Raw genomic sequence first — 24,735 nt, 5'->3', positions numbered from 1 at the left:
GCACCAAGTGTATTCGACCCGACAGCAGCCCCCAGACAGCGCGCATCAAAGCGCTGGCGCAATGGCCACGTCCGTCACCACACGCGGCGTGAGGAAAATCAGCAGCTCCGATTTGCGCCGCGTTTGGTTGCGGTTTTTGAACAGCCACCCCAGTCCGGGCACATCACCCAAGCCTGGCACTTTGGCTTCGTCGTTGCGCTCGGCATCTTCGTAAATGCCGCCCAGTACCACCGTGCCGCCATTGTCCACTTGCACCTGGGTTTTGACGTGCTTGGTGTTGATGGCATAACCGGCTGGGGTGAGCTGGCCGACGCTGTCACGGTTCACGTCCACATCGAGCACCACCGCCCCCTCTGGAGTGATTTGCGGCGTGACCTCGAGCTTGAGGTTGGCCTTGCGAAAAGTGATGGCTGTCACGCCAATGCCGGACGACATTTGGTAAGGCAACTCCGTACCCTGTTCAATCAGGGCCTTGGTCTGGTCTGCCGTGATCACCCTGGGGCGCGACACCACCTTGCCGCGACCATCGGCCTCCAGTGCGGAAATTTCCACGTTGATGAACTGGTCCGCCGCTGCATTGAACAGGGAGACCGCAAAAGCCGATGGCACATTCAGCGTCTGCCCGGCACTGCCCGCAGGAAGATTCACTTGATGACCGGTGACCACCCCTGCACCTGTGGTGGCGTTGCTTGCCCCAAAATTCAAGTTCTTGTTGCCCATCCGTCCAGCTGAACCCAAGCCCAAACGCACCCCCAGCGATTGGCCAAACTGGTCGTCGGCTTCGACGATTTGTGCTTCGATCAAAACCTGTCGAACAGGCACATCCAATTTCTGAATCATCTGCCCCACTTCGGCCAGACGACTCGGCACATCCAGTATGAACAGCTGATTGGTCCGAGGTTCTGCCAGCGCCGTTCCCCGAGGACTGAGCCATCGCGCAACAGGGGTGCCAGCGCCTGCCGTACCGGACAACCGTTGCACCACTTCGGTGGCTCGGGCGTATTTCAAGCGCAGTGACAGCATCTGCAAAGGACTCACCGATTCGAGCGCCGTCTGTGCCTCCAGGTGTTTTTTCTCACGCGAAGTCCACTCATCCCTGGGGGCCACCCACATCACCTTGCCCTCACGGCGTGAGGCCAAGCCTTTGGATTCAAGGACAACGCCCAAAGCCTGAACCCAAGGCACATCCAGCAGTCTCACGGAGATCTGGCCACTGACTGCATCAGACACCACCAAATTCAGCCCTGTGAATTCGGCGAACACCTGCAACAAGGCACGGATATCGATGTTCTGGAAGTTCAGGCTGATGGGCGCCCCATCTGCGGTGACTGCCGAACGAACGACCGGATGGGCGCCATCCAGATCGATGACAGGAGTCGGCGATTGTGACCAGCTCGCAGTTGACCAACCGACCACCATTGCACAAGCCGCCCATGACCAATGTTCATGTCTCATCGCCCACCTCCTGACACATTGAGTTCGAGTTTTTGCCCCTGCGCCGCGCCCAATACCACTGCATCATGGCGGATCGCATGCACCTGATGACCTTCGCGCGACATACGCTGCCCCAGCCGCACAGGCACGCACACGCCACCTGCACTGAGCACCGCTTGCCAACTTCCGCTGGCATGCCAAGTGCCCAGCAAACGGATGCGCTCCACTGGCCAAGTCATGGGGTCATCTGTCAACACAGACGCCTGCGGTGCTGAGGTCCAGGTGACTGAGGAGGCTGAATCAGACTCTGCGGCCAACGCAAAGACACGCGGCCGCGAATCTGCATCAGCGTCACCGGACTTTGCCCAAGCCTTGCTGGGCGGCCATGCAGGCAAGGCTACATCGCCCGCAGAGGCAGGGTTGAACCAGACGCGCAAGACCAGATCCAACTGAACACCTTGGATCTGCGTCAACGGCACAACGCTCATGCGCTCGATCGTCAGCACAGGTCCGGATGCAACCAAGGCCTTCCAGCCACGCACCCAATCGGCAAAATGGCCATTCAAGCGCAAGGCCAGCGTTTGACTTTGCAACGGTCCCATTGGGACCTCTGGCATGGCACGCAAAGACAGGACGGTCAATCCGTGCTGCTGCAAGGCCTGCTGAAGCCCTGAAGCGAGATCTGTGGGCAGTCTGCTGGGCAAGCGACCCCAAAGTGCTTCATCAACAAGCCACTCAGGCTGCTCGCGTTGTGAAGAAGACACCGTCTGGGTCTGGGTCTGGGTCTGGGTCTGGGTCTGGGTCTGGGTCTGGGTCTGGACTTGCCACTGCGACTGGGCCTGAGCCAAGGCCTGCTGTGCCAGGTCATGCGCATCCCAGACCTCACTGGCCAACCAGAACACACCACCAGCGCCCGATACAAGTCCGCCAAGCCCCCAAACCCATCGCCGGATTTGACGCACAAACCCACGCTGAACACGGCTCCATGCCTCTGCACTGAAGACTGGAGAGAACCGGGCAGTCATGGCTGGCCTTTGCGGGATGGTCCCGGGCCGAGGTCCAACGCCGACCATTGGCCTTGCCAGGCAAATGAGAACGCGGACGCCCCAGTGGCAGCCCCACCGGTCTCCAAACTTTGCAAGTGCAGCGGGGTGCCCCAGCGCTCAGCCAGCATTTGTGCAACAAGGCTCATGGCCGGCACATGCGCCGCTTGGCCCTGCAGGTCTATACGCCCTGCTTCCACTTGCAACCGTTGTAATCGGACACCCTGACCCGGGATCACATCCAGCAGGCTGCTTTGCAGTTCAACCCAAGCTTCTTGTTGCGATTTCAAGTGCGTCAGTTGCCGCAACTGCTGGCCGACCAATTGCAGGTGCATCTGCTTCTGTTGGCGTGTTTGCGCCGCACGTTTGCTCTCAGTCAATTGGTTTTGAACCCTCTGTGTCTGCAACTTCAACTGCTCAGTTTGTCCAGCCAGCACCGACAAACCGCCTGCAGCCAACACACCACCCAGAACAAGCCCTGCCCCGATGAACAGCCACCGCCGCCTTGATTGTTGCTGGCGCTCCAGTGTTGGGAAGCGCAATAAATTCAGGCCGACCATCTCAGAGCCACGCTTTCAGAGCCAGTCCTGCAGCCACCAGCCGAGGCCCGACAGGGGTCGCCAAGGCCTCCAAAAGCCCTGCGGCAGTTGGAGCCTCCTGTTGACCGGCTGCTTCTGACTTCATCGGTTCACCCTCAAGGTTCAAGCGAAACTGCCAATCCTGAGGCGCCTGCTGGAGCAAACGTGGTAACCCGCCCGCCAGGGCATTGGCGGCACGCTGAGCGGCATCGCTTGCGGGCTCGACGCTGACCAACTGCCAGCCTGCACCTGCACTCCAGCGTTGGTACTCGGATACCCGTGACCTCGGGCAACCAGCCCAGCGAAGCCTCACGCCCCCATCAACATTGCCGGGTTCCAACTGAAAATCGAAATTCACTTCTTGAGGCGGCAAGCCAAGGGCTTGGGCCACCTCCAACTGAACCTCGGCAGGCCAACCATCGGGGGACAAATTTGCCGGGCCACTGAACTCGCCGGTCACCAAATCGGGAGCGGACATGCTCATGCACAGCCTGTGACGCGCCAGCCGCCGTCCACGCCCCATCTCGGCCAAAGCCGGACTCAACCAAGACGAATCGAGCAAACCCGCATCTGCCGGGCCTTGCAAAATGGTGGAAGCATGCACACGCGCCAAACCCGGACTGACACGCGCCAAGCCGACCAAGGCCCAAGATGCCCCGGCAGGGGTCAGCCCCCACGCCAGCCGAACAGAACGAGCGCCTATCCTTGGCCATAACCATTTCAAAGCTTGCATCACGGGCCTCCCTGACGGGGCCTTGTTGGCCCTCTACGGTGCCTTTTGTAGCAGGGAAAGCTAATTAACACAATATTTAATGAGCCTTAAAGAATTCATCTTTACAAACAAGCCCACCCAAGCGGTCCAAGATTTTTATAATGTTAGGAGGTGGCCAACCGGCTTGCCCTGCCGATGCCGCTATGACAATCCAAGACAAAACCGATCACAAATCCGAACACGCCAGCCGCGCTTTGAAGTCTGCCTCTGTGCCTTCATGGTTGGTGAAGATCGTTTTATGGGGTCTTGGGATCATGGCGGCAGGTCTGCTGGCCCTCTTGCTGGTCGTTGGTGTGGCCATGGTCGTGGCCTACCCTAACCTGCCGGACATTTCGGATCTCGCAGATTACAAGCCCAAATTGCCCTTGCGAATTTACACGGCAGACAACCAGTTGATGGGCGAGTTCGGTGAAGAGCGCCGCCACCTCACACCGATCAAGGACATCCCAGATGTCATGAAAAATGCAGTGCTGTCCATTGAAGACAACCGCTTTTACCAACACGGAGGCGTCGATTATTTAGGCATCCTGCGAGCAGGGATCGCGAACATCGGTCGGGTGAAGAGCCAAGGGGCATCCACCATCACCATGCAGGTCGCACGCAATGTGTACCTGTCATCCGAAAAAACTTACACCCGCAAAATTTATGAAATTTTGCTGACCTACAAGCTCGAGCACATGCTGAGCAAGGACCAAATCCTTGAGATCTACATGAACCAGATCTTCTTGGGCAATCGGGCTTATGGTTTCGCGTCGGCTGCTGAAACTTATTTTGGCAAGTCACTGCGAGAGATCACCATCGCTGAAGCAGCGATGCTGGCTGGATTGCCCAAAGCGCCTTCGGCCTACAACCCGATCAGCAACCCCAAGCGCGCCCGATCGCGCCAGCTCTACATCATCGAGCGCATGGAAGAGAACGGGTACATCACCGCCGAACAAGCCAAAACGGCCAAAGCGGAACCCTTGGCATTGCGCACCTCAGGCGACAAACGGACTTTGCATGCCGAATATGTGGCGGAAACCGTGCGCCAAATGGTCTTTGCCCAATATGGTCAAGACACCTATACCCGCGGTTTGAACGTTTACACCACGATTCAATCTGCCGAGCAAATGGCAGCCTACAAGGCATTGCGTCAAGGCATCATGGACTTCGAGCGGCGCCAGATTTACCGAGGCCCTGAAAAGTTTGTGGATCTGCCCGAAGATCCCAAACAAATGGAAGACGTCATCGATGACGCACTGGAAGATCACCCTGACAACGGCGATGTCATGTCTGCGGTGGTGCTCGAAGCGTCCCCCCGCAAAGTGGTGGTGGTACGCCAAAACGGCGAACAAATCACCATCACTGGCGAAGGTCTCAAGCCTGCCCAGTCTGGTCTGTCCGACAAAGCGCCTCCTGCTAAGCAAGTGCGCCGAGGTGCAATCATCCGGATTTCTCAATTACCCAAAGTGGGCTGGGAAATCACCCAGTTGCCAGAAGTAGAGGGTGCTTTTGTGGCCGTCACCCCTCAAACCGGAGCGATCCGAGCACTGGTCGGCGGGTTTGACTTTGCCAAAAACAAATTCAACCACGTGACCCAGGCCTGGCGTCAACCAGGCTCAAGTTTCAAACCGTTCATCTATTCTGCAGCCTTGGAAAAAGGTTTTTCACCAGCCACCGTGATCAACGATGCCCCCATGTTCTTTGATGCCGGCGTGACTGGCGGTCAACCTTGGGAGCCCAAAAACTACGACGGCACGTTTGAAGGACCCATGACCCTGCGCAGAGGTCTGGCCAAATCGAAAAACATGATTTCGATCCGAATTTTGCAGTCGGTAGGCACCCGCAATGCTCAGGACTGGATCGGGCGCTTTGGCTTTGACGAAGAGAAACATCCCCCCTACTTGACCATGGCTTTGGGCGCGGGATCGGTGACACCGATGCAGTTGGTCAGCGGTTATGCCGTATTTGCCAACGGTGGCTACCGGATGCAACCTCATTTGATCACCCGTATCGCCGATTACAAAAACCGCGCCTTGGTCGAAAGCCCTGCACCAACACAACCGGATGAAGCTCAACGAGCCATTCCGGCACGCAACGCATTTGTCATGACCAGCTTGCTGCAAGAAGTCACCCGCTCTGGCACAGCAGCACGCGCGCAAGCCACACTCAAACGCAGCGACATTTACGGCAAAACCGGAACCACCAACGACTCCATGGATGCCTGGTTTGCAGGCTACCAGCCCAACCTCGCCGCAGTGGTCTGGATCGGCTACGACACCCCCAAAAAACTCGGCGACCGCGAAACGGGCGGCGGCTTGAGCCTGCCCGTTTGGATCAACTTCATGGAAACTGCACTGAGCACCATCCCGATCTCGGCACCTGTCGTCCCCGAAGGATTGATCAATGTTGGCGGAGATTGGTTATTTGAAGAACTGGCCCGAAATGGCAGCGTCACCACCTTGGGTGTCGGCAGCGAAGGCACAGCCGCGAAACCTGCCCCATTGCCACCCGGCGAAGAAAAAAACCGAATCCTCGATCTTTTCCGCAACTGAGCCGTTGGCATCCTGCGGGGCAGGACGCCTTGCTGACGGTGGACGCCTCAGGCGCTGAAGACGAGTCTCAAACCCGCTTGCTCCGAGGCATAACGCGACAGACTCTGCCAGAACTCACCCTGACCTTTGGTGTCCTGCCAAGCTTGACCATCAAACCGGTAATGAAAGCCACCGCAACGGGCCGCCAACCACACTTCGTGCAGGGGTTTTTGCAAATTGATGACGATCTGACTGCGGTTGGCAAAGGTCAAAGTGACCATGCCGCCAACACGCTGGTTGTCGATGTCGGCATCGGTGTCGTCGTTCAGGCGATCGCAACAAATCTCTACGCCAGCGAGCAGGCGCTCGGCTTGGTCCATGAATTCAAGGTCGGTCATTACAATCGCTGCATGTTGAAGGTACTCTGGATTCTAGTCAGGACGCTTGCCCTTGTGGGCTGTGCGGTCGCGTTGAGCGCATGCGGCCAGAAAGGCGCACTCAAATTGCCAGACACGCCCGCCTCAGCAGGTCGCGCCACCTTGCCGCAAAGCCTGAACCCTTGGCACGTGGCATCCCCACGTGCGCCACGCCCCGAACACCAGACTCAAGAAACACCTCCGGCCGACACCACAGCCCAGCCCGAACAGGGCCATGACACGACCCCCTCATCCTCTTATCTGAAGCCATGACCGCATCCTCCACCGCCCTTGCCCTGCCCGGACAACCTCACATCGCCTACCAGGGCAGCGAGCTCATGGTCGAAGGCGTGCGCCTGTCCGACTTGGCACGCACGCATGGCACGCCCCTGTTCGTGTATTCCAAAGCGGCCATGCTGTCAGCCCTGGCCGCCTACCAGCGGGGCTTTGCCGGACGCCAAGCGCAAATTTGCTACGCCATGAAAGCCAACTCCAGCTTGGCCGTGCTGCAGGTGTTTGCCAATGCCGGTTGCGGTTTTGACATCGTCTCTGCAGGTGAGCTGGCCCGTGTGCTGGCCGCTGGCGGTGACCCGGCCAAGGTGATTTTCTCGGGCGTGGGCAAAACCCGCGCCGAGATGAAGCAGGCCCTGAAAGTGGGCATCGGCTGCTTCAACGTGGAAAGCGAAGCCGAACTCGATGTGCTGAGCGACGTGGCCGCATCCATGGGCCTGAAAGCGCCTGTGAGCCTGCGCGTGAATCCCAATGTGGACCCCAAAACCCATCCCTACATTTCAACCGGTCTGAAAGGCAACAAATTCGGCATTGCCCACGAAGACGCCTTGCGCGCCTACCGCCATGCGGCCAGTCTGCCGGGCCTGAAGGTGGTCGGCATCGATTGCCACATCGGCTCGCAAATCACCGAGATGACGCCCTATCTGGACGCGATGGACCGCGTGCTGGATTTGGTGGCCGATATCGAAGCAGCGGGCATCGCCATCCACCACATCGACTTTGGCGGTGGTCTGGGCATCAACTACAACGGCGACACCCCACCCGAGGCCGATGCGCTGTGGGCGCAGCTGCTGGCCAAGCTGGACGCACGCGGCTACGGCCAGCGCCAGCTGATGATCGAGCCCGGCCGCTCATTGGTGGGCAACGCCGGTGTGTGCCTGACCGAGGTGCTGTACCTCAAGCCGGGTGAGCAAAAGAACTTCTGCATCGTCGATGCCGCCATGAACGACCTGCCGCGTCCCGCCATGTACCAGGCCTTCCACCAGATCGTGCCGGTGTCGGCCAAGACCGGTGACGGCGTGGTGTACGACATCGTCGGCCCCGTGTGCGAGAGCGGCGACTGGATCGGTCGCGACCGTCAGTTGGTGGTGCAAGCAGGCGACACGCTGGCCGTGCTGTCAGCGGGCGCTTACTGCATGAGCATGTCCAGCAACTACAACACCCGTGGCCGCGCTGCAGAGGTGTTGGTGGACGGCACAAAAACCCACTTGATTCGCCAACGCGAATCGGCCTTCGACACCTTTGCGCTGGAACAGTTGGTCGACTGACCGCCTGAGAACACCGCATACCTAGGGGCTGACATTTCAGCCCCTTTTTGATGCTGACTGGACCGCTGAATCGAGCAAAGCGACCTGCACCAGGCAGTCGTAAAACACGGGCGCTCGCCCCAGATCGGTCAGGTGCTGGCTGGTCAGCTCGTTGACATTGGTGCCGTTCAGCCCCAGCTTGCGCCACCAGATGCCCAGGCCATTGACCACGCCCGAACGCGCCCGCTGGTTGATGCGGGCCTTGCAGTGGTAAGTGCCCCGGTCGTTGAACACGCGCACCACCGCACCATCGGCAATGCCGCGCTCGGCCGCGTCTTGCGGGTGCATCTCCAGCACGGGTTCGGCTTCGATGTCGCGCAGGCTTTGCACGTTCACAAAAGTTGAATTCAGGAAGTTCCGAGCCGGTGGCGAAATCATCGCCAGCGGGTAGCGCCCACCGGCTTGCGGCACTTCGTAGTTGGGCACATGGTCTGGCCAGCCGTCCAGCCCCTGGTCCACCAAGCGCTGGCTGAAAAATTCGCATCGCCCTGAAGGCGTCGGGAAACCGCCTTGCGCAAAGGGCGCATCGGGCACAGGCAAGGACGCAAAGCCATGCGCCAGCAACTGCTCGAAGTCATCCGCATCGCCGATGGCGCTGCGGCACAGGCTTTCGTCGCTCTCTGCGAAACACGGATCATCAAAACCCATGCGCTGGGCCAGCGCCCTGAAGATGTCGGTGTTGGTGCGCGCCTGCCCCACGGGCGCAATGGCCGGTCGGTTGAGCAAGACATCGGTGTGGCCGTAGCTGGTGTGGATGTCCCAGTGCTCCAGCTGCGTGGTGGCGGGCAAAATGAAGTCGGCGTAGTCGGCCGTGTCGGTCTGGAAATGCTCCAGCACCACGTTGAACAAGTCTTCACGGCCAAAGCCCTGCACCACCTTGCCCGACTCGGGAGCCACGGCCACCGGGTTGCTGTTGTAGACGATCAAGGCCTCGATTTGCGGGCCAAACGCGGGCGATGTCGGGCGCAGCAAATCGTCGCCAATCGTGCTCATGTTGATGGTGCGGGGACGCCGCTCGCCCAACAAATCGGGCCGCTGCAAAGCCGAACGCTTCACAGGGAAATGTCCCGAACTGCTGAGCAGCAAGCCCCCCGCCCGGTGCCGCCAGGCCCCGGTGAGCGCAGGCAAGCAAGCAATGGCCCGCACCGCGTTGCCGCCCCCGCGCACGCGCTGCATGCCGTAGTTCAGGCGAATGGCCGCTGGCTGCGTGGTGCCCCAATCGCGGGCCAGTTGGCGAATCTGCTCCACGGGCACACCACACACCTCCGCCGCCCGCTCGGGTGACCATTGCAGGGCGCGCGCTTTGAGGGCGTCCCAGCCCAGGGTGTAGCGGTCGATGTAATCCTGGTCCAGCCAACCATGCACGATCAGCTGGTGCATGACAGCAAGCGCCAGCGCGGCGTCGGTGCCGGGGCGCAGGGCGATGTGTTCGTGGCATTTCTCGGCGGTTTCGCTGCGCCGGGGGTCGATGCACACTATTTTTGCCCCGTTGCGCTTGGCAACTTGCGCCAGACGCCAAAAATGCAGGTTGCTGCCAATCGAGTTGCTGCCCCAGATGAGGATGAGTTTGGATTCGGCAAAAAACTCGACCTTCATGCCCACCTTGTTGCCCAAGGTTTGCGTCAAGGCTTCGGCCCCTGCCGAGGCGCAAATCGTGCGGTCCAGCATCGATGCGCCCAATTGATGAAAAAACCGCGCTGCGATCGATTCGCTTTGCACCAGGCCCATGGTGCCCGCATAGCTGTAGGGCAAGATGGCCTGCGGATCGCGCGCCGCGATGGTTTTCAGGCGGGCGACGATCTCGTCCAGCGCTTCGTTCCAAGTGACTGGCTCAAACTGTCCTGAGCCCTTGGGGCCCACACGCCTCAAGGGCTGCAACACCCGTTCGGGGTGGTAAGTGCGCTCGGTGTAACGCGAGACCTTGGTGCACAAGACCCCGTCGGTCGCGGCATGCGCTGGGTTGCCCTGCACACGCACCGCCCGGCCGTTTTCCACCGTGGTCAGCAAGGCGCAGGTGTCCGGGCAATCGTGCGGGCAAGCGCCTCGCACCACGGTCTGAGCAGGGTCAGCAATGGCGATGGTCATGGTTTTGAGAGAACAAGCAAATTCCAGTGAGCCATTGTGACCGAAGCAACCCATCAGCTGCAGCCCAAGCTCCCCCAAAGACGCAGGGGTGATGGCAAGGGCCCAAAAGTCTCGCTAGACTGTCTGCATGAAGCTCATCGACGCCATCCTCCACGACGCGGCCAGCATCTCAGCCATCCGCAAAGACATCCACGCCCACCCCGAACTGTCTTTTGAAGAAGTGCGCACCGCCGACGTGGTCGCCCAGCAGCTGCTCGACTGGGGCATCCCCATTCACCGAGGCATGGGCACCACCGGCGTGGTGGGCATCGTGCATGGGCGTGACGGCGGCGCTTGCGGGCACGGCATTGGCCTGCGCGCCGACATGGATGCCTTGCCCATGCAGGAGTTCAACACCTTTGCACACGCCAGTCGGCACCACGGCAAGATGCACGCCTGTGGCCATGACGGCCACACCGCCATGTTGCTGGCGGCGGCCAAACACTTTTCCAAGCACCGCGACTTTGACGGCACGGTGTATCTGATCTTCCAGCCCGCAGAAGAAGGCGGCGGCGGTGCCCGCGAGATGATCAAGGACGGCATGTTCGACAAGTTTCCGATGCAAGCCGTGTTCGGCATGCACAACTGGCCGGGCGCACCCGTAGGCACCTTTGCCGTGAGCGCAGGGCCGGTGATGGCGTCGAGCAACGAATTCAAGATCACCATCCGCGGCAAAGGCAGCCACGCCGCGCTGCCGCACAACGGCATCGACCCGGTGCCGATCGCCTGCCAAATGGTGCAGGGCTTTCAGACCATCATCACCCGCAACAAAAAACCGGTGGATGCGGGCGTGATCTCGGTCACCATGATCCACGCGGGCGAAGCCACCAACGTGGTGCCCGATTCGTGCGAGCTGCAAGGCACGGTGCGGACTTTCAGCATCGAGGTGCTGGACCTGATCGAATCGCGCATGCGGCAAGTGGCCGAGTCAATTTGCGCCGCCTTTGAGGCGAAATGCGAATTCGAATTCGAGCGCAATTACCCGCCCACCATCAACAGCGCCGCCGAAGCCAACTTTGCACGCCAAGTCATGACCGGCATCGTCGGCGAAGCGAATGTGCTGGTGCAAGAGCCCACCATGGGCGCAGAAGATTTCTCGTACATGCTCCAAGCCAAGCCCGGAGCCTATGTGTTCATCAGCAACGGCGATGGCGCGCACCGCGAGATGGGCCACGGCGGCGGCCCCTGCACGCTGCACAACCCCAGCTACGACTTCAACGACGACCTGATTCCCTTGGGCGGCACCTACTGGGTAGAGCTGGCCACACAGTGGCTGAGTCAAGCAGCACAAAGCAAGCCATGAACCACCCCCCCCGCATTCTGGTTTTGGGTGGCACGGGTTTTGTCGGTCGGCAAGTGTGCGAACAGCTGGCCCGTCTGGGCTTGCCCGTCACCGTGCCCACACGCCGGGCGACCCAGGCCGCTTCCATTCAAAACTTGCCTGGCCTCACTGTGGTGGAAGCCTCCGTGCACAGCGCCAGCGACCTGGCCCGTCTGATGCCGGGTCACGATGCCGTGGTCAATTTGGTGGCGGTGCTGCACGGCGATGAAAAACGCTTTGAACAAGTGCATGTGCGTTTGCCTCGCCTGCTGGCCGAGGCCATGGCGCATGCGGGCGTGAAGCGTCTGGTGCACATCAGCGCCTTGGGCGCCGATGCGCAAGGGCCATCGCTGTACCAACGCAGCAAGGCACAAGGCGAGACCGTCCTGCGCAACGCGAAGCTGGACCTCACGGTATTACGGCCCAGCGTGATTTTTGGCGCAGACGACCACTTCCTGAACCTGTTTGCCGACCTGCAAGCCGTGTTCCCCTTCATGCCGCTGGCGGGTTCGGCCACCCGCTTTCAGCCCGTCTGGGTGGGCGATGTGGCCCGGGCGGTGATGCGCTGTCTGCAAGACAGCCGCACCATCGGCCAAACCTACGAACTGGCCGGGCCTGATGTGATGAGCCTGGGCGAGCTGGTGCACCGATCCGGTCAATGGGCCGGCATCCGGGGTGGCCAAGGCCGCCCTGTGCTGCCCTTGCCTGCCTGGATGGGCTGGCTGCAAGCGGTGTTCATGGAATTGGCCCCAGGTGAACCCTTGATGAGCCGCGACAACCTGGCCTCCATGAAGGTCGACAACGTCGCATCGGGGCAATGGCCTGGCCTGAAAGACCTGGGCATCCAAGCCAGCAGTGCCGCCGGTGTCGCACCGGGTTATTTGGGCCACCGAGGTCCGCGCTCCAGGCTCAACGCTTGGCGTGCCCGTTCAGGGCGTTGAAGCGGGCTATGCCGCAGGTCGGCGCTTTGGCCAGGCACGCTGAAGCCGCCAGACCAAGAGTGCCGCCAGAACCAAGGCATACACCAGCACCTCGTTGAAGTTGCTTTTGGCGGCACGCATCCACCAGAAATGCAACACCGCCAAGACCGCCACGGCGTACACCACGCGGTGTAGCGCTCTCCACCGCACACCGCCGAGCCAACGCACCGCACGGTTGAATGAAGTGGCCGCCATTGCACTCAGCAGCAGCCAGGCACACAAACCCACCCCAATGAAGGGGCGCTTGAGCACATCCAAAGCGATCTCTTGCAGATCCAGTCCCATGTCAAACAGGACATAGCAGATCAGGTGCAGACAGGCATACAAATACGTCAACAAACCCAGCAGGCGGCGAAACCGGGCCAGCTCTGGCCAGCCCCATTGCACCCGCACAGGGGTGATGGCCAGCCCCAGACACAAGCCCCGCAAAGTCCAGTCGCCCGTGGCTCGGATCAAATACTCGGCCGGATTGGCGCCCAAGCCATCCTGCCCAGTGAGCCAGACCAGATGCAGCAAGGGCATCAAGCCCACGCACAACAGCAGCCACCACGCACGGCGCGTGAGCAGCAGTTGTCGCCCCAACACAGGCATCAGAAGAATTTCTTCAAATCCATGCCCGCATACAGCTGACCCACCTGCGCTTCGTAGCCGTTGAACATCAGCGTTTTGCGCTTTTTGGCCAACAAGCCGTCTTCGCCAATGCGCCGCTCGGTGGCCTGACTCCAGCGGGGGTGGTCCACCTGCGGGTTCACATTGGAATAAAACCCGTACTCTTGCGGCGCGGCTTTTTCCCAGGACGACACGGGTTGCTTGTCGGTGAAGCGGATCTTGACCAGGCTCTTGCCACTCTTGAAACCATATTTCCAGGGCACCACCAGGCGCAGGGGCGCGCCGTTTTGCTTGGGCAATACTTCGCCATACATGCCAAACGCCAGCAAGGTCAGCGGGTGCATGGCTTCGTCCATGCGCAAGCCCTCGACATACGGCCAATCCAGCGCGCCGCCACGCACACCGGGCATGGTCTTGGGGTCAGCCTGGGTCACGAACTCCACAAACTTGGCACCTGGTTGCGGTTCCACACGGCGAATCAAATCCGCCAGCGAATAACCCACCCAGGGAATGACCATGGACCAACCCTCCACACAGCGCAGTCGGTAAATGCGCTCTTCCATCGCGCCCCACTTCATCAAGTCTTCCAGCGCGTAGCGGCCCGGTTTTTTCACCAAACCTTCGATCTCGACACTCCAAGGATCCGTCTTCAAAGTATTCGCCCGGCGAGCCGGGTCGGACTTGTCGGTGCCAAATTCGTAGAAATTGTTGTAGGTGGTCGCGTCTTTGTAGGCCGTGGGCTTGTCCATCACCACCGCACCTGCTGCCGTTGAAGGTACAAAGCTCATGGCAGGTAAAGCACCCGGACGATGTGATTGTGCAAATGCCTGCCTCTGCGCCAGACCCCAGCCCGCTGCACTGGCCGCGATGCCGCGCAAAATGTTTCTGCGGGACAGGTAGGCCTCCTGAGGCGTGATCTCTTCGGGGAAGGGGTGGATGAAGCCACCATTGTCTGAGCGAATGATCATGCGAACTTTCCCATGTAAAAAATCCAAAGTGACTGCATTGTGCCGGCTTCTTCAGCCCCTTGCTGAAGCAGAAAAAAAGCACTGGATTCAGATTTCTTGCACCCAGAGACTCATGAATAATCGTTGTATTATTCAAAAATAATAGATTTATTGATTTAATCCATGACCACTCAAGCCATCATTGATGTCATTGACGACAACTCGGACATTCGAAGAATGTTGGAGTTGGTGCTTACGGCCAATGGTTTCAATGTGCGGACCCATGAAAGTGCACAGACATTTCTCGGCACACAGCGTTCTGCAGAGCCTCGCCTGCTGATTTTGGATGTCAGGATGCCGGGCATGACAGGGCCTGAGCTTTACAGCCGACTTAGAGATCAAGGTGAAAACCACCCCGTGATTTTCATGAGCGGTGAATGTCTACCACATGAAACTGCCAACATCCTGTCCTCCAAACCAATTGCCTTTTTATGGAAACCATTCAACACGCAACAATTGTTGGAAGCCATTGAGCAGGGCTTTCAACAACTGGCAATGACGAGCTGATCGCACATCACCTCATTGAAAAAGGCCCTCAGAAGGGCCTTTTTTGCTGCAGATCCACGGCATGTTCACAGCGTCCCGTAGCTGTGCAAACCACTCAGGAACATGTTCACACCCAAGAAGGCGAACGTGGTCACCGCCAAGCCCGCCAAAGCCCACCAAGCGGCCACTGTGCCACGCAGGCCCTTCATGAGGCGCATGTGCAGCCAGGCGGCGTAATTCAGCCAAACGATCAGGGCCCAGGTTTCCTTGGGATCCCAGCTCCAGTAGCCGCCCCAGGCTTCAGCCGCCCACAGGGCGCCCAGCACCGTTGCAATGGTGAAAAAGGCAAAACCAACCGCGATGGACTTGTACATCACGTCGTCCAACACCTCGAGTGCAGGCAACTTTTCGGCAATGCGGCGGCGACCCAACAAGATGCCGGCAATGATCAACACGGAAGCAGCGGCATAACCCAGCCAGTAGCTGCCCCCTGCCTCGGCCGCCACACGCACACGGAAGGCGATCGGCACAAAACACAACGCCACACCCAGCAACCAGATGGGCGTCAGCTTGTGCCAGCGGGTTTCGTGGGCCTGCTGCTTGATCAGGTAAGCAAAAGCCACCATCGCAGCCAGTGCAAACGTGCCATAACCAATGAAGTTGGCAGGCACATGCAGCTTCATCCACCAGCTTTTGAGCGCGGGCACCAGCGGTTGGATGGCATGTGCTTCGCGCACCAGGGTGTACCACAGCAAAAAGCCCACGGCCGCGCTGACCACCAGCATCACGAACGCACCCAAAGCACGGGTTTGGTAATGGTCTTCGTAGTACAGGTAAAAGCCCGTGGTCATCCAGCAAAACATGACGAAGACTTCGTACAGATTGCTCACCGGGATGTGGCCAATGTCTGGGCCGAGCAAATAGCTTTCATACCAACGCACCATGGTGCCGATCAGCGCCAGCGCCACGCCCAACCAAGCCATGCGAGAGCCCAGGGTTTCCAGTGAATGCCCTTGCCCTTTGGTGAACATGCCCGCCCAATAAAACACGGTGCTGATGAAAAACACCATGCTCATCCACAAAATGGCCGACTGGCTGGACAGGAAATATTTGAGCCAGAAGACCTGCTCGGCGCGGGCCAGATCGCCTTGGTAGGCATAGATCGCCAGCAAGGACAAGGCGGCCACCGCCAGCATCAGTGTGCGGGTGGATCGCCAAAACCAGGCCAGCGCCACAGCAGCGGGCACGCTGGCCAGCAGAATGCCTTGTTCGTACACATCCATCGCTTGGCTGTAGCGCGAAAAAGCCCACGCCACGCCCAGCACGGCCAACAGGGCAAAGCCCCAATCGGCCAAGCTGCGGCGGGAAAAATAGCCCGGATTCAAAGTCACTGTCGAAGTCATTTCGTACTCTCTGGACGGCCTAGCAAACGGGTGGCCAATTGGTCAAATTCACGGTCAAGGTCCATGGTCTGGCGGTTGGACGACAAGGCCAAACTGGCATGTGCCCCATCGCCTTGCGCAGACAGCCAGACCCACAGGCGACGCTCACGCACGTAGAGCATCGCAAAAACGCCCAAAATCAGGAAGAAACAGCCCAAATAAACCACGTTTTTGCCGGGGGCTCTGGCCACCTGAAAAACACTCGCCTGGACATGCTTGAAGTCCTTGAGCATGAAGGTCATGGGTGCCGGGTAGAAAGGCGCATCACTGAGCGCCAGCACCGACTGGGCCATGAAGCCTTGGATCTTGTCTGAGGGCAAGGGCTTGGCTCGGGTCTGTTCGCGGGCCACCGTGTCAAGCTCGAGCAAGGCGCCATTCAAGATGCGCACAAACATTTCACCAGCACGGGCACGCTCAGCCTCGGGCACATTGGTTTCCAGAAAATCCGACAAGGCCTGCAGGCCCGCGACTTGCTGACCTTTGACCTTTTCCAAACCGGCAAACAAGCCCAATGCGCGTGCCGCCGAATCGGCCAATTGGCGACTGAGGTCTGGGCGTTGGGGATCCACCGCCTTGAGGGCATAACGCTGCACCGCACGTTCACGCAAAGCGGCATCGGCCAAGGCCGCGCGCAAACGGATGAACCCCGTCAGCTCGCCGTTCTCGTCTGCAGGTGGACGCAGGTACCGGTAAGGCTCGCTTGGGTTCTCTCGCATGCCCAGCAAGAAGACTGGCACGCCATCGCCCGTGTCCACCGGCGCCATGTAGTTGTTGTATTCACGCGCCTGCCCCGCACCATCGCGCAGCTTGTAGCTGACGCTCGGCCCCACATTGCGCAACTCTTTGGTTTCGCTGGTTTTGTGTCCAGCGCCCATGCGTTGGTCGATCGCGCTGCGCAAATCCACCTTGCGCACATCGACGCCCTGGGCAGCACTGCCCGCCATGTTCTCGACGTTGATCACGCGCAGACCGGTGAACTCCAGGCGCATTTTGTCTTTGCCGTTGCTCAAATCGGTGTTGCTGCCAATGACGCCTTCCACCTCGAAAGGTGCTGTGGCCGCCGACATGGGGACCGCCTGAAGTTTGACGGTGGATCCACCATCGTCAAAGCTGGACTGGTAAATTTCGATCCCTTTGTAATTGGCCGGATGGTTCACTTCGACACGGGCGTCTTGCTTGGCGCCCGTGGCTTTGTCGTGGATCACGATGTCGCTGGCAAACAACTTGGGCATACCGGTCGAGTAGTACTCAACAATGAATTTCTTGAGCTCGACCGTAAAAGGCAACTCTTGCAACAAGATGCCATCGGACTGGCTCAGGATGGCGGTGCTGGACGCGGTGTTCTCGGCCACCATCAAGTTGCCACGAAATGCCGGATTGCGCTCTGACAAGCGGTGCTGCGCGGGGACATCGGCGATCAAGCCACCACCGTTGTAAATGGCTTTGCCGCCGAACCACATCTGGGCACGCACCATCAAATCGCCATCGAGCAAGCCGCCCACGCACACCAGCACGATGGCCGAATGGGCAGCGATGTAACCCAGTTTATTGGCCGCCCCGGTTTTGGCCGCGATCATCCAACCTTGCCCCTGAGCCGTGTCACGCGACTGCAATTTCACCTTCCAGCCGCCGGTGGCCAGCAACTGGCCCAGGCGATGCGCCGCGGCTTCGGGCGTTTCATTCAAAACGCCTTCGGCTTTGTGGTGGAAGGCCTTGAGGCTTTGCTCGCGGATGTTTTCCTTGTAGGACTTCAGGTCCGTCAGGATCTTGGGGGTGTTGCGGGCAATGCACAAACTGGTGCTGATCACCAAGAAAGCCAAGATCAGCAAGAACCACCAGGCACTGTAGACCGAATGCAACTTGAGCGAGGCGAACACCTCGGCCCAGAAAGGCCCGAACTGGTTGATGTAATTGCCGGAAGGCTCGTTTTGCTTGAGCACCGTGCCGATGACCGATGCGATGCAAATGATGGTCAACAGCGAAATCGCAAAACGCATCGACGACAGCAACTCCATCACGGCTTGCCAGCGAGGAGTGCCACGTTCGGATTCGGTGCTGGAGGAATCGATGGTCATGGTGCAGAAATGCGGGCAGCGCGCCACGGAAAAAGAAGAAAGGGCCAGAAACGACAAAGGCCGGAAAACCGGCCTTGTCAGTTCAAATTCACAGCCGGGTGACCGATTGTGACCGAGCCTCAGGTAGTGAGGCCGAAGGCCCCATCACCACCGGGGACAAGCCCCGAGGCCCAAGCATTCAGCGCAGACCGGCCATGTAGTCGGACACAGCCTTGATTTCACGGTCGTTCATCTTGGCCGCGACCTGGGTCATCTGGATGCTGTTCTTGCGAACGCCATCGCGGAATTGAACCAATTGCGCGGCCGTGTAGTCAGCATGCTGACCCGACACACGGGGGTACTGGGCAGGCATGCCGGCGCCATTGGGCGAGTGGCAGCTGGCGCAAGCGGCGATCTGACGGTCTGGAATGCCACCGCGGTAGATGCGCTCGCCCAGGGCCACGGTGTCCTTGTCTTTGGCAAAGCCGGGCTTGGCTAGCTTGGAGGCGAGCCAGTAGCTGATGTTGGTCATGTCCGCATCGCTCAGGCCAGCGACCATGCCGCTCATCACGGCATTGGCGCGCTTACCCGATTTGAATTCATTCAATTGCTTGATCAGGTATTCGGGGTGTTGCTGAGACAGCTTGGGGTTGACTGGGGTGGTCGAATTGCCATCGGCGGCGTGGCAAGCCACACACATCGCAAAAGCGGCTTCACCTTTGGCCAGATCAGGCTTGGCGGCAGCAGGCGCAGGGCCGGCAGCCAATGCAGAACCCGCCACAACAACGGACAGGGTGGCAGACATCAGAACGGAAACAATTGACTTCATGGGCGTCGTCCAAAGGGTTGGAAGAAGGGGCGCAAAACCCAAGGATTCTACAATGAGGTCTGCGTCAGTTTCCTGACGACCCAAGGTCCCCCCATTTATGAGCTCCAGCCCCCGCGTTTCCAACCCCAAACCCCAAGCCGCGCCAGCCACACCGAACGCTGTGACGCCCATGGGCTGGATGCACACCGCCCGCTTCCTGACCACCGCCGCGCAACTGCACCACTTGCCCGCGCTGGACACCCCGGAAATCGCCTTTGTGGGCCGTTCCAACGCCGGCAAATCCACCTGCATCAACACCCTGACGCAGCAAAAGCAGCTGGCTTTTGCCTCCAAAAAACCCGGCCGCACCCAGCACATCAACCTGTTTGCACTGGGCAAACAGGGCATCACCGATGCCGTGCTGGCCGACTTGCCCGGCTACGGCTATGCCGCTGTGGCCAAGATGGACAAGCTGCGCTGGCAACAGGTCATGGCCAATTACCTGGTCAGCCGCGAAAACCTGATGGGCATCGTGATGATGTGCGACCCGCGCCACGGTCTGACCGAGCTGGACGACATCCTGCTGGAAGTCATCCGACCTCGGGTAGAGCAAGGACTGAAGTTCCTGATCATCCTGACCAAGGCCGACAAACTCACCCGCGCCGAGCAGGCCAAAGCCTTGTCGATCGCGCGACTGCAAGCGGGCGGCGGTGAGGTCAAACTCTTCTCGGCCCTGAAAAAACAGGGCGTGGACGATGTGGCCCAGCTGCTGTGGGACTGGACGCACCCGAAAGACGGTGCACCGGCTGCCGCCCCTGCCGAGCCCCCGGAAGACGAACCCGAAGCGCTGGACGAGTGATCTGAGCAGGATCACAGCGGATCGCTTCATGGCATGGAGTGATCCCCTTTTGAATTCCAGCATCCAAACCTGGCAGCAAGCGCTGCCCCACGGCATCACCCTCAGCTGCAGGGCTTGCGGCGACATAGGCCGCCCCGTGTTGATGTTCTTGCATGGATTCCCGGAAGCTGCGTTTGTGTGGGACGAGCTGCTCGAACACTTTTCGCGGCCGGAAAACGGTGGCTACCGCTGCGTGGCACCCAATATGCGCGGCTACGAACACTCCAGCGCGCCCACCGATGTGAAAGACTACCGCGCCAAATTTCTGGTGCAGGACATCGCGGCATTGATCGACGCCGAATGCGGTCCCGATCAGCCCTTGGCCGCATTGGTGGCCCATGACTGGGGCGGCGCCGTGGCCTGGAGCTTGGCCAACGTGCACCCCGAACGCATGCGCCAGCTGGTGATCATCAATTCGCCGCATCCAGGCCCCTTCCTGAAGGCCTTGCAAAATGATCCTATCCAACAAGCGGCCAGTGCATACATGCTTTTTCTGGTGCAAGCCGATGCAGCAGCCCAACTGGCCGCCGACGACTTTGCCCAGCTGTTTGGTTTTTTGCGGGGTGACGACGCTCAACTGGGCGGCACGCACAGCCTGGCAGCCCAAGCCGCGCCATGGCTCACCCCGGAGATGGAGGAGCGCTATCGCCATGTCTGGCGCCAAGGACTGGACGGGAGCTTGAATTACTACCGCGCATCGCCGCTGCGGCCGGCCTCAGAAACCGAGGACTTGATCTCCGGCATGGTGCTGCCCCCCGAGATCCTGCGCGTTGATGTGCCCACACTGGTGCTGTGGGCGCAAGACGACATCGCATTGCGGCCAAGTCTGACCCAAGGTCTGGAGCAGCACATCCCGGATTTGAAAATTGTGCCGATTGACAAGGCCACACACTGGGTGGTGCATGAACAACCCCAGCGGGTGATCTCAGAAATCAGCCGCTTCTTGAGGCCCGCTCAATAAAGACGGGGCTCACCTTCAGGCCGGGTCTTGAAGCGCTTGTGCACCCAATAGTATTGGGCCGGGTCCACCGCAATGTACTGTGCCAGCAACGCGTTCATGCGAGCGGTGTCGGCCTGAGCGTCATCACTGGGAAAGTTGACCCACGGCTCGCCCACTTCGACGTCATAGCCCTGCGCGGTCAGCCGCGTGAGCACGGGCACCACCTTCGCACCCACCAGTTTGGCCATGCGCGAAAGCGATGGCACCGTGGCCGCATTCACCCCCATGAAGGGCACAAAAATAGAATCTTCCGGTCCCAAATCCATGTCGGGCGACAAGTGCAGTCGCTCGCCGCGCTTGAGGCCCACGATGATTTTTCGAATGCCTTCGTGACGGAAATACGGCTTGACACGGCCCCAGCGCTCGCGGCCTTGCCTGACCCATGCGTCCAACTGCGGATTGCTTTGGGTCACATAGATAAACGCTACAGGCTGCTTGGCATGCATGGCCACCGCCGTGCCACCTGCATCGAGACCCACAAAATGGGGCGCGAACATCACCACGGGCTGGGCTGCATCCAGAGCCTGCGGCCCACCACACCAACGCAAGCGGGAGCGCACCACCGATTCAGGGGCGTGCCACAGCCAGGCACGGTCCATCAAGGACTGGCCGACCAGCCGAAAATGCGCACGCGCCAAGGCCAGGCGCTCGGCATGGCTGACATCCGGCATGCACAGCCGCAAATTGGTCAGCACGATGTGACGGCGAGAGCGCGCCGTGCACCACAGCAGCCAACCCAAGGCACTGCCGACGGCTCGCACCCGCGACAAGGGCCAACCGGACATCCAGCGCATGCAAGCAATGAAAAAAGAAATCATGCGTCCTGCCTGGGCGATTTGTAGCGGGCATAACCCCAGAGGTATTGTTGGGGGCAACTCAAAATCACGCGCTCCATGGCCTGGTTGATTTGCACCACAGCCACATCCAGATCGGCCGACAAATCGTGTCCCATGGATTGCGTGTGCACCAAGTAACCGCGGCCCCAGCTCAAACGCTCACCCCAGATCAGAACCACACGTGCGCCCGTTTGCGCCGCCAATCGGGCCGCCAAGGTCATGGTGTAAGCGGGCTTTCCAAAAAAAGGCGCCCATTGGCCCATGCCTTCAGGCGGCACCTGGTCGGGCAGCAAACCTACGGCATGGCCTGCACGCAGGGCTTTGATCATCTGACGCACGCCTGCCAAGGTGGTCGGTACAGCCTCCAGCCCAGGGCGATTGCGTGCCTGCTCCATCACCTCACCCAGGCCCGCATGGCGCGCAGGGCGATACAGCACTGTCAACGGCCCGTACTGTCCACCGAAGCGCATCGCCAAAGCCTGCGCCGTGATTTCAAAACAGCCCATATGGGGCGTCAAAAACAACACGCCTTTGCCCGAGGCATAGGCATCCATCGCAGCTTGGTCCTCTGCCCATTGCAAAGGTGCAGGGCGCCCGAGCCACAAGCGGGGCAACTCGGCCGACATGCATCCAGCTTGACCGACCGCCCCCAGCACAGCCGGCCACCCCAAGCCCGCCTGGCGAACGTTGTCGAGAAAACGGCGACGGTAAGTGGGCGACAAAGCCCACGCCAACCAGCCCCCAACCCAACCCAAGGCGTGCAGGGCCCACAAAGGCCAAAGCGAAAAGAAACGAAACCATCTCAACATAGGGTGTGATTTTGCCCTGAACTGAGCGAGATACCGGCATCACGCACTGCGCCCGCGTGGCCAGCGTTCGATCTACCTGTTTTCATCGTCGAATTACCTGTTCCGTACGCACACAAGGATGTCATCGCTTCTTATCATCAAAACAGGTAAATGTTTCAAACACGGCATTTCGACCTGCCGCACAGAGGAATCCGCATGAAAAACGACAAACTTTCCCCTATCTATTTCAGCACCAGCGAGGTTGCCAAATACCTGGGGCTGTCCGTGGGAACCGTGCAACGCATGGTCGAAACAGGGATTTTCAAAGCCTTTGTGACCCAAGGCGGTCATCGGCGGATATTGGCGACATCACTCAACCAGTTCTGCCAGGCCCAAGGGGTTGCCAGCCCACAAGTGCCCGCCGCAGCCGCCATGATTTGCATCTTGCACGCCAGCGACAAGATCACGAGCACACTCACACAACTGAGCCAATGGGCCGAGGTGAAAGTGATCACTCAGCCCTTGGACCTGATGGGCATTCAACGCCCCATTGGCGCCCTGTTCATCGATGCCCGCATCCCCTGGGTCCATGATGCGCCCATGCACTTGCAAGAGACGACGGCCCGCGACGCGCACATCATCGTTTACAACAGCATCGCCATGCCTGCAGGCAGCGCCTTGCAAAGCGCCACCCATATGTCTCTGGTGCCCGGTGACATCAGCCCCGACCTGGTATTTGGCTATTTGCTGGGCACAACGGAGCACCACCCGCATCAGACCCAGTCGCTTCCCCCCATCGACACCTGCCCCGAGCCCCCTGCTCAGGCGGCTCAGCTTCAGAGTCCAGCCAAACAGCTTACCTCTTGAAATGCGCTCAAAAGGCCTTATGATTAGCACTCGATGGAGTTGAGTGCTAACAACACCCCTCCTCAGATTTCAGCAGCACCCTTTTTCTGGTGCTTTTGTTTTTCAACCCTTGTTTCAAATCCAGGAGATTCCATGAAACTGCGTCCTTTGGGCGATCGCGTGATCGTCAAGCGTATCGAAAGCGAAACCAAAACAGCCTCGGGCATCGTGATCCCCGATTCGGCTGCTGAAAAGCCCGATCAAGGTGAAGTCTTGGCCGTCGGCCCAGGCAAGACCAACGACAAAGGCGAGACCAAGGCCCTGAGCGTCAAAGTCGGCGACCGCGTGTTGTTCGGCAAGTACAGCGGCCAGACCGTCAAGGTCGCTGGCGACGAGCTGTTGGTCATGAAAGAAGAAGACCTGTTCGCCGTTGTCGAATAAGTCTCTCACCCCCATTTTTTAAATACATTCAGGAGCTACTCACATGGCAGCAAAAGACGTCATTTTCGGCGGCGAAGCCCGCGCACGCATGGTTGAAGGCGTGAACATTTTGGCCAACGCGGTCAAAGTCACCCTGGGCCCTAAAGGCCGCAACGTGGTTCTGGAGCGCTCGTTCGGCGCCCCCACCGTGACCAAGGACGGTGTGTCCGTGGCCAAGGAAATCGAACTCAAAGACAAGTTGCAAAACATGGGCGCGCAGATGGTCAAGGAAGTCGCTTCCAAGACTTCTGACAACGCTGGCGACGGCACCACCACCGCGACCGTTTTGGCCCAAGCCATCGTGCGCGAAGGCATGAAGTACGTGGCCGCTGGCATGAACCCGATGGACCTGAAGCGCGGCATCGACAAGGCTGTTGCAGCCCTGATCGAAGAGCTGAAGAAGGCCACCAAGGCCACCACCACCAGCAAAGAAATCGCCCAAGTCGGCTCGATTTCTGCCAACACTGACACCAGCATCGGCGAAATCATCGCCAACGCCATGGACAAAGTGGGCAAAGAAGGCGTGATCACTGTGGAAGACGGCAAGAGCCTGAACAACGAACTCGACGTCGTTGAAGGCATGCAGTTTGACCGCGGCTACCTGTCGCCTTACTTCATCAACAACCCCGAAAAGCAAGCCGCTTTGCTGGACAACCCCTTCGTGTTGTTGTTCGACAAGAAGATCAGCAACATCCGCGACTT

At 59.6% G+C, this 24,735-nt stretch carries 24 protein-coding genes; 11 read left to right on the top strand and 13 right to left on the bottom strand.

Going from position 1 to position 24,735, the window contains the following annotated elements:
* Positions 1-45 precede the first annotated feature (45 nt).
* The 4 genes from pilQ to Q1W40_RS12790 form a co-directional block, all read right to left on the bottom strand.
* Positions 46-1,455, bottom strand: coding sequence for a type IV pilus secretin PilQ (gene pilQ / locus Q1W40_RS12805; protein WP_300712681.1), 1,410 nt, complete (start codon positions 1,453-1,455; stop codon positions 46-48).
* A complete protein-coding gene (locus Q1W40_RS12800) occupies positions 1,452-2,459 on the bottom strand; it encodes a GspMb/PilO family protein (RefSeq protein ID WP_300712679.1) in 1,008 nt (335 codons plus the stop codon). Before Q1W40_RS12800 ends, pilQ begins: the two co-directional genes overlap by 4 nt.
* Complete coding sequence (locus Q1W40_RS12795; RefSeq protein ID WP_300712677.1) at positions 2,456-2,812, bottom strand: hypothetical protein; 357 nt, start codon at positions 2,810-2,812, stop codon at positions 2,456-2,458. The genes Q1W40_RS12800 and Q1W40_RS12795 overlap by 4 nt, the downstream gene beginning before the upstream one ends.
* A 226-nt stretch (positions 2,813-3,038) precedes the next feature.
* Complete coding sequence (locus Q1W40_RS12790; RefSeq protein ID WP_300712675.1) at positions 3,039-3,788, bottom strand: hypothetical protein; 750 nt, start codon at positions 3,786-3,788, stop codon at positions 3,039-3,041.
* Between the two features lie 293 nt (positions 3,789-4,081).
* Here Q1W40_RS12790 and Q1W40_RS12785 point away from each other — a divergent pair, with 293 nt between their 5' ends.
* Entirely contained in the window at positions 4,082-6,361 is a 2,280-nt protein-coding gene (locus tag Q1W40_RS12785) for a penicillin-binding protein 1A (protein ID WP_300712699.1), read from the top strand.
* A 47-nt stretch (positions 6,362-6,408) separates the two neighbouring features.
* Here the strand turns inward: Q1W40_RS12785 and cyaY are convergent, their stop codons facing one another.
* A complete protein-coding gene (gene cyaY / locus Q1W40_RS12780) occupies positions 6,409-6,738 on the bottom strand; it encodes an iron donor protein CyaY (RefSeq protein ID WP_300712673.1) in 330 nt (109 codons plus the stop codon).
* Positions 6,739-6,750: 12 nt separating this feature from the next.
* On the opposite strand from cyaY, the gene Q1W40_RS15165 reads away from it, so the two are divergent.
* Entirely contained in the window at positions 6,751-7,029 is a 279-nt protein-coding gene (locus tag Q1W40_RS15165) for a lipoprotein (protein WP_366146337.1), read from the top strand.
* Entirely contained in the window at positions 7,026-8,315 is a 1,290-nt protein-coding gene (gene lysA / locus Q1W40_RS12775; RefSeq protein ID WP_300712671.1) for a diaminopimelate decarboxylase, read from the top strand. The genes Q1W40_RS15165 and lysA overlap by 4 nt, the downstream gene beginning before the upstream one ends.
* A gap of 36 nt (positions 8,316-8,351) precedes the next feature.
* Here lysA and Q1W40_RS12770 read toward each other — a convergent pair whose 3' ends face one another.
* The gene (locus Q1W40_RS12770) at positions 8,352-10,439 is read right to left on the bottom strand and encodes a molybdopterin oxidoreductase family protein (protein WP_300712669.1); all 2,088 of its coding nucleotides are present in this window, start codon (positions 10,437-10,439) and stop codon (positions 8,352-8,354) included.
* 127 nt (positions 10,440-10,566) lie between these two features.
* On the opposite strand from Q1W40_RS12770, the gene Q1W40_RS12765 reads away from it, so the two are divergent.
* A complete protein-coding gene (locus tag Q1W40_RS12765; protein WP_300712667.1) occupies positions 10,567-11,781 on the top strand; it encodes a M20 aminoacylase family protein in 1,215 nt (404 codons plus the stop codon).
* Positions 11,778-12,740, top strand: coding sequence for a complex I NDUFA9 subunit family protein (locus Q1W40_RS12760; protein ID WP_300712665.1), 963 nt, complete (start codon positions 11,778-11,780; stop codon positions 12,738-12,740). The genes Q1W40_RS12765 and Q1W40_RS12760 overlap by 4 nt, the downstream gene beginning before the upstream one ends.
* 6 nt (positions 12,741-12,746) lie before the next feature.
* Here Q1W40_RS12760 and Q1W40_RS12755 read toward each other — a convergent pair whose 3' ends face one another.
* Together Q1W40_RS12755 and msrP are read right to left on the bottom strand one after the other, a co-directional pair.
* Positions 12,747-13,370 carry a protein-methionine-sulfoxide reductase heme-binding subunit MsrQ gene (locus Q1W40_RS12755; RefSeq protein ID WP_300712663.1) on the bottom strand — a complete coding sequence of 208 codons (624 nt, stop codon included), beginning with the start codon at positions 13,368-13,370 and terminating at the stop codon, positions 12,747-12,749.
* Complete coding sequence (gene msrP / locus Q1W40_RS12750; protein ID WP_300712661.1) at positions 13,370-14,356, bottom strand: protein-methionine-sulfoxide reductase catalytic subunit MsrP; 987 nt, start codon at positions 14,354-14,356, stop codon at positions 13,370-13,372. The genes Q1W40_RS12755 and msrP overlap by 1 nt, the downstream gene beginning before the upstream one ends.
* Before the next feature lie 162 nt (positions 14,357-14,518).
* On the opposite strand from msrP, the gene Q1W40_RS12745 reads away from it, so the two are divergent.
* Positions 14,519-14,902: a response regulator gene (locus Q1W40_RS12745; protein WP_300712659.1), complete on the top strand. Its 384-nt coding sequence runs from the start codon at positions 14,519-14,521 to the stop codon at positions 14,900-14,902.
* 65 nt (positions 14,903-14,967) lie between these two features.
* Here the strand turns inward: Q1W40_RS12745 and ccsB are convergent, their stop codons facing one another.
* From ccsB to Q1W40_RS12730, 3 genes are all read right to left on the bottom strand, one after another.
* Entirely contained in the window at positions 14,968-16,284 is a 1,317-nt protein-coding gene (gene ccsB, locus Q1W40_RS12740; protein WP_300712657.1) for a c-type cytochrome biogenesis protein CcsB, read from the bottom strand.
* Positions 16,281-18,398, bottom strand: coding sequence for a cytochrome c biogenesis protein ResB (locus tag Q1W40_RS12735; protein WP_300712656.1), 2,118 nt, complete (start codon positions 18,396-18,398; stop codon positions 16,281-16,283). The genes ccsB and Q1W40_RS12735 overlap by 4 nt, the downstream gene beginning before the upstream one ends.
* A gap of 178 nt (positions 18,399-18,576) precedes the next feature.
* Entirely contained in the window at positions 18,577-19,206 is a 630-nt protein-coding gene (locus Q1W40_RS12730) for a c-type cytochrome (protein WP_300712654.1), read from the bottom strand.
* Between the two features lie 169 nt (positions 19,207-19,375).
* On the opposite strand from Q1W40_RS12730, the gene yihA reads away from it, so the two are divergent.
* Positions 19,376-20,044 (top strand): ribosome biogenesis GTP-binding protein YihA/YsxC, encoded by a 669-nt coding sequence (yihA, locus tag Q1W40_RS12725; protein ID WP_108326503.1) that lies wholly within the window; start codon positions 19,376-19,378, stop codon positions 20,042-20,044.
* 49 nt (positions 20,045-20,093) lie between these two features.
* The gene (locus Q1W40_RS12720) at positions 20,094-21,044 is read left to right on the top strand and encodes an alpha/beta hydrolase (RefSeq protein ID WP_300712652.1); all 951 of its coding nucleotides are present in this window, start codon (positions 20,094-20,096) and stop codon (positions 21,042-21,044) included.
* On the opposite strand, the gene Q1W40_RS12715 is transcribed toward Q1W40_RS12720, so the two are convergent.
* Both Q1W40_RS12715 and Q1W40_RS12710 read right to left on the bottom strand, forming a co-directional pair.
* Positions 21,038-21,901, bottom strand: a complete 864-nt coding sequence (locus Q1W40_RS12715; RefSeq protein ID WP_300712650.1) for a lipid A biosynthesis acyltransferase — start codon at positions 21,899-21,901, stop codon at positions 21,038-21,040. The two genes, Q1W40_RS12720 and Q1W40_RS12715, sit on opposite strands and share 7 nt — an antisense overlap.
* Complete coding sequence (locus tag Q1W40_RS12710; protein ID WP_300712649.1) at positions 21,898-22,728, bottom strand: lysophospholipid acyltransferase family protein; 831 nt, start codon at positions 22,726-22,728, stop codon at positions 21,898-21,900. Before Q1W40_RS12710 ends, Q1W40_RS12715 begins: the two co-directional genes overlap by 4 nt.
* Before the next feature lie 195 nt (positions 22,729-22,923).
* On the opposite strand from Q1W40_RS12710, the gene Q1W40_RS12705 reads away from it, so the two are divergent.
* The 3 genes from Q1W40_RS12705 to groEL form a co-directional block, all read left to right on the top strand.
* Positions 22,924-23,574, top strand: a complete 651-nt coding sequence (locus tag Q1W40_RS12705; RefSeq protein ID WP_300712647.1) for a helix-turn-helix domain-containing protein — start codon at positions 22,924-22,926, stop codon at positions 23,572-23,574.
* Between the two features lie 132 nt (positions 23,575-23,706).
* Positions 23,707-23,994: a co-chaperone GroES gene (gene groES, locus Q1W40_RS12700; protein WP_089953461.1), complete on the top strand. Its 288-nt coding sequence runs from the start codon at positions 23,707-23,709 to the stop codon at positions 23,992-23,994.
* Between the two features lie 43 nt (positions 23,995-24,037).
* A partial coding sequence (gene groEL, locus Q1W40_RS12695; protein ID WP_300712643.1) for a chaperonin GroEL occupies positions 24,038-24,735 on the top strand: 698 nt, incomplete at its 3' end.

This window comes from Limnohabitans sp. (assembly GCF_030158565.1).
Classification (GTDB): Bacteria; Pseudomonadota; Gammaproteobacteria; order Burkholderiales; family Burkholderiaceae_C; genus Limnohabitans_A.
The sequence above is the reverse complement of the archived record's forward strand: the minus strand, read 5'-3'. Positions and strand labels throughout refer to the sequence as shown.